The 5302-nt window shown below is 55.1% G+C and carries 4 protein-coding genes; 1 reads left to right on the plus strand and 3 read right to left on the minus strand.

All coding sequences use genetic code 11. The features are described 5' to 3' along the window. Positions 1 to 23: 23 nt before the first annotated feature. The 3 genes from pbp2m to CRD20_RS11000 form a co-directional block, all read right to left on the minus strand. Positions 24 to 1805 carry a penicillin-binding protein PBP2M gene (gene pbp2m, locus CRD20_RS10990; protein WP_187405401.1) on the minus strand — a complete coding sequence of 594 codons (1782 nt, stop codon included), beginning with the start codon at positions 1803 to 1805 and terminating at the stop codon, positions 24 to 26. 113 nt (positions 1806 to 1918) lie between these two features. Then, complete coding sequence (locus tag CRD20_RS10995; protein ID WP_012360808.1) at positions 1919 to 2749, minus strand: serine hydrolase; 831 nt, start codon at positions 2747 to 2749, stop codon at positions 1919 to 1921. Next, positions 2746 to 3606, minus strand: coding sequence for a LysR family transcriptional regulator (locus CRD20_RS11000; RefSeq protein ID WP_012360809.1), 861 nt, complete (start codon positions 3604 to 3606; stop codon positions 2746 to 2748). The genes CRD20_RS10995 and CRD20_RS11000 overlap by 4 nt, the downstream gene beginning before the upstream one ends. A 114-nt stretch (positions 3607 to 3720) precedes the next feature. Between CRD20_RS11000 and CRD20_RS11005 the strand changes: the two genes are divergently transcribed. Continuing rightward, positions 3721 to 5301, plus strand: a complete 1581-nt coding sequence (locus CRD20_RS11005; protein ID WP_016421371.1) for a helicase-associated domain-containing protein — start codon at positions 3721 to 3723, stop codon at positions 5299 to 5301. Position 5302: the final 1 nt, after the last annotated feature.

Consider the following 5302-nt stretch of genomic DNA (forward strand, 5'->3'; position numbering starts at 1 on the left):
GTGCTAGAGGTTATGACGCAAGTTTATTGAATTCCAGAGAATTTCTGAACATCCGGCGAGCGAAGGAAACGCCCGGCCATTTCCACAGCTGGCTGAGAAGAATCTCCTTCGATTACAAGGGACGCAATCGCCAATTCCCCTGTCGTTCCAGCGAACCAGCCATTGGAAAGCTTGCCATCAATTTCTGCTGTACCAGTCTTTCCGCCAAGTGCACTAAGATCACTCAACGACCTAGCTGAACCGTGGTCAATTGTTGATTTCATCATCGTCCGGAGGCTTTGAATAGTTGTATCGCTGACATGCTGGTCTGCCTGTTTATTCACTACTGTCTGTTCGCCTTGAATGAGCTGTGGAGGAACAAGCAAGCCGCCGTTAGCGACAGTCGATTGCATGAGCGCAATCCCAAATGGACTAGCTAGAACCTCGCCCTGTCCAATAGAAGCCTCCACACGAGGAGGTCCAGCCGGTGTCCGCGGCACCGAACCAGTAAGTGTGGTCATCCCTGGTACGTCGAAGTCGGAGCCAATTCCGAGTTCTAAAGCAGTCCGTTGCAGATCATCTTCTCCCAAACGATCCGAAATGACCGCTTGGGTTGTGTTACATGATTGGGCGAAAGCTTCTTCCAGTCGAACGCTACCTAGATCGAAGTCATGATCGTTGGGAATCTTGCGTCCAGCGACGGTGATATTGCTAGGACAAGGTAGTTCCTCATCCATGCTGACTGCCCCTGCCTCTAGTGCCGCCGCTGTGGTCACAGTTTTGAACGTCGATCCCGGTGGGAATAGCCCGGTGAGTGCGATTGGCCCTTGGTTATTTGCCTTGTCATTTTGTGCAACGGCAAGGACACCTCCTGTTCTAGGATTGAGCACGACTAGAACTGCGGCACGTTGCTCACTGTCCACTGCTTGTTTTGCTGCGCTTTGCAGTGTGTTATCCAGAGTGGTTGCGATTGGCTGAACTCGGCGAGGCGGCTCAGAGGCTACCGTCGTCATACCTTGTGAACTCTCAGCGCGTATCGACCATCCTGAATTAGCATCGAGCACTGACTCCCAATATTTGTTCAATTCAGCATCCATCGGAGAGTTAAGAGTTTTGGACACGCTTAAGAGACGCCCCTGCTCCACAGTGGAAATTCCCTCAAAGGTCCTAAGTTGCTCTTGTATCTTCCGGAATTCTTCCTGCCTCAAAGTGAGGAGCACGGTGTCTTCATCCTGAGACTCTCCCAAGGTCTGCTCGATCCACTCCTTAGTCGTTGTGGGAGACACTGGTGCAAAAATCTGGGCCAATTCCTGCGCTCTAGAGGCTATATCTTTGCGACCTCGTACCTGAATAACTTTCGTCCAGGTCATATATTCATTGCCCAAGCGATCTTTAATTGGAAGATCGTACTGTTTATCTTCAGCAAAAAAGAGTGCGGAATCATCGCTCAACTGAGCTTCGAAGATCGAAGGCAACCATTGAGGCTTACCATCCTGTCCACTAAGGACGAGCCGACCATTGCTCTCCAACTCCACACCATCTTTGGACCAAGTCACATGAGTATTCTGCTTTCCATTGGAAATATCAGATTTTTCGATGTTGACCTTCACACCATGAAGTGACTGCCGAAATTCATGAAGGGCGCGCTCCGGGTCTGGATGATCCAGATACCGTGCAGCCTTGCTGTCATCTCCCGCGTTGAAAGCTTTGAGAAATACGTCTGAGTCTGATTCCCACGGTAGAGCTGAACAGCTGCTCAACATCACTGCGGAGAGCGAACAGAGTGCAATCACCGACTGACGGAAACGATTGTGCTTAGTCATCATGGGAGTGACGTTAAGTGAGACGCATTGGATGCCACCAATATCACATAATGCAATTGTCTCATTTCATTCACATATAGGCGATGGTAGAAGTGTGTATTCAAGTGGCAGAAATTCTAACGAAGAGCGTCCACGAGCAGTCTAGCCACTTCGCCAATAGCACCATCGTGAGTACTCATTGCTTGTTCTGGCACCACCTGTTTCAGCATGATGGACACCACAATGGGCTCCTCGCCCTCAACCTGGATAATCGAAGCTTCACCATGGAGAAGTCCTACAGTGCCCGTTTTTCCATAGATATCAACGCCGCTTGGAGGAAAGCCTGAAGGAACACGGTGACGCCACACCTGCAACCCCAAGAGTTCACACATAGATCGACGTACCGCTGCACTATCGTCTTTCCAAACCTGTTCCAAGTCATTAGTTATTTCCGCCAACGAAGAGACTGCAGAAAACGCTATATCTGTACTACTCCCCCCTTGGGATTGAACATATTGACGCAATTGTTTCTCCGCCGTCACTAAGCTATTCCGATCTTGCAAGTCATAATGAGGTGGAAACCGTTTAAGAAATGCTTCTCGAGCCCACGCAGGCAGTAGACGCAAAATCTCGTGGGCGGCCACGTTATCTGACACCGATGCGACTTGTTTCATTAAGTCTCGGAGACTCACGTTCACTGCGTCATCAAAGGCAGCGAACCCATACCCTTCGTAAGTTCCTTTGGACGGTGCAACGTCAACACGAAGACGAGGATCCAGATCACCTCGTTGAATCGCTTCCAAAGTGAGGTGGAGGAGCCGGATTTTATATAAGGATGCCACCGTAATTTTCTCGTCTTGTTTGCGTCCGATAGTCACCCCATCGTGCAGTCGCGATGCACACCACCATCCCTCACACCCCGACCGCGTCAACACGTTTTCCAGGGCCATCTCCATCCGTGCAGTCATTGGTTAATCCTTCGACAAATTCTTTCGGCGACCGCCATGGCCTCGGCGCCATTGTCCATCCCACCTCGGCGAACCACTACATCCACGGAAAAATCGAAACGGGAAGGAAGCTCAATAGCATTGTCAAACTGGTGAAAACCGCGAAATACCAAAGACATCCCCTCCCCTCTTCCAATCAATAAGCCCCTACCTAGAGCATCCTCTGAATCATTAATTTCGCAAGACACACCCGACCGAAATAGCTCTCTCGCCAAACCACTGGCTGCACTTGAATTGTCATTCAGGTTCTCCACCAGCAGATTCAATTGAGACAAGGTCTTATCCAACCTTGAATACCCCGGCGGCACCACTAGATCACGTGACAGAGAAAACTGCCTCGCACTGCGGTGAGTACCCAAGGGAACCGGAGCTTGAACAAGCCCCGCATGAATAGCGCCTTCTTCAACACGGGCAAGAATCTCAACAGAAGGCAGTGACGACAAAACTACTCCATCATGCTGCTGTGCCTTTGCTGCAATACGCGATCCTATCTCGCTTGGAAGCGCACTACTGATGGCCAAACGAAACCCGCTTTGCGCACCACTTCGGATACCGTCAATCATCGAATGCATAGTCTGAAGATCGCGATTAATCACCCGGGCATATGGAAGCAAGGTCAACCCTGCCTCGGTTAGTTTCACTTCCCCCGCCCCTCGGATAAATAGCGGTGTACCTACACCAGCTTCTAAGCGCTTAATGGCATTGGAGACAGGCGGCTGACTCACTCCCAGTCGCGCTGCCGCCGCTGTAAAACTACCGGTCTCCGCTAAAGCCACGAAATACTGCCATTGGCGCAGATTTCCCGTCTGAGCAATCATGGGTCTCAGCATAGTGGAGCACGAGTTCGCACCACTGCAGCGTAAAATGATGTCTTTGGCTTGAGCAACACCGTCGCGGTGGCGTCGATAAACAAAAAGGAAGTGACACACAGCGTGGGCATTGGAAACGGACCGCTCATTGTGCAGTCGGATAAGACCGTGCTGCTGGAAATCGACCACGAACAGGCGCAGGAGGCGCGCACCGCGCTGGCACCGTTCGCGGAGCTGGAGCGCGCGCCGGAGCACGTGCACACCTACCGCATCACCCCGCTGGCGCTGTGGAACGCCCGCGCGGCAGGGCACGACGCGGAGCAGATCATGGACGTGCTGGAAACCTACTCGCGGTTCCCCGCCCCGCAGCCGCTGCTCATCGACATTGCCGACACGATGGATCGCTACGGGCGGCTGAAGCTCATCAAGCACCCAGCGCACGGGCTCGTGCTAGAGACGACGGACAGGGCTGTGCTGACGGAGATCCGGCGTCACAAAAAGATCAAGCCCATGTTGGGCGCAGAGATCGACGAGGACTCGATCGTTGTGCACCCTTCCGAGCGCGGCAGGCTCAAGCAGGAACTGCTGAAGGTCGGCTGGCCCGCAGAGGACCTGGCGGGATACGTCGACGGCGAGGCACACCCCATCGAGCTGTCGCAGGAACACGAAGAATGGCAGCTGCGCGACTACCAGGAGATGGCGGCCGATAGCTTCTGGGAAGGCGGCTCGGGCGTGGTAGTGCTGCCATGTGGTGCGGGCAAGACGATGGTCGGCGCGGCCTCGATGGCCAAGGCAAAGGCCACCACCCTGATCCTGGTGACGAACACCGTCGCGGGCAGGCAGTGGAAGGACGAGCTAGTGCGCCGCACCTCCCTGACGGAGGATGAAATCGGCGAATACTCCGGAGAGAAGAAGGAGATCCGCCCCGTGACCATCGCCACCTACCAAGTGGTCACGCGCAAGTCGAAGGGCGAATACCGGGCGCTGGAGCTGTTCGACTCCCGCGACTGGGGCTTAATCATTTACGACGAGGTTCACCTGCTGCCTGCCCCGGTGTTCCGCATGACCTCCGACCTGCAGTCTCGCCGCCGTCTGGGGCTCACCGCCACCCTGGTGCGCGAGGACGGCCGCGAAGGCGACGTATTCAGCCTGATCGGGCCGAAGCGCTATGACGCCCCATGGAAGGACATCGAGGCCTTCCTGGATCGCATGTCCCCCGGCGGTCTCTCGTCCGTTCCCCAGTCCCTGCGGTATTTGATTGACGACGCCACCAGGGCATTCCAGCAGGGCTCCGCCACCGAACCCCACTCGGCTCGTGTCCCGTCTCGCGTGGATACTCCCCAGCGCAACATCATGGACATCACTGGGGACTCCACCGAGATCGCCTCGGAGATCGACGGCGCCGTGGAGGGTTTTCGCCGCGCCCACGACCAGGCCATCGCCGTGGACCCGGCGGACGGCACGAAGGCCTCGGACACCCGGACCTTCCGCTCGCCGCGGGAGATCATGTCCGAGCTGCGCCGCGCCTATACCGCGGGCACACAGGTGCGCCTGCACTACGTGGACTATGCGGGTGCCACCAGCCATGACTGGATCTCCATCGTGATGATGACCCCCTCCACCATCTCCGCGGTGCTCGAATCCACCGGGGAGAGCCTCACGATCCAACCCCACCGCATCGCTGCGGTGGACGTGCCGTGCTAGA

Origin of the sequence: Corynebacterium sp. LK33, assembly GCF_014334955.1 — a bacterium.
Taxonomy (GTDB): domain Bacteria; phylum Actinomycetota; class Actinomycetes; order Mycobacteriales; family Mycobacteriaceae; genus Corynebacterium; species Corynebacterium jeikeium_D.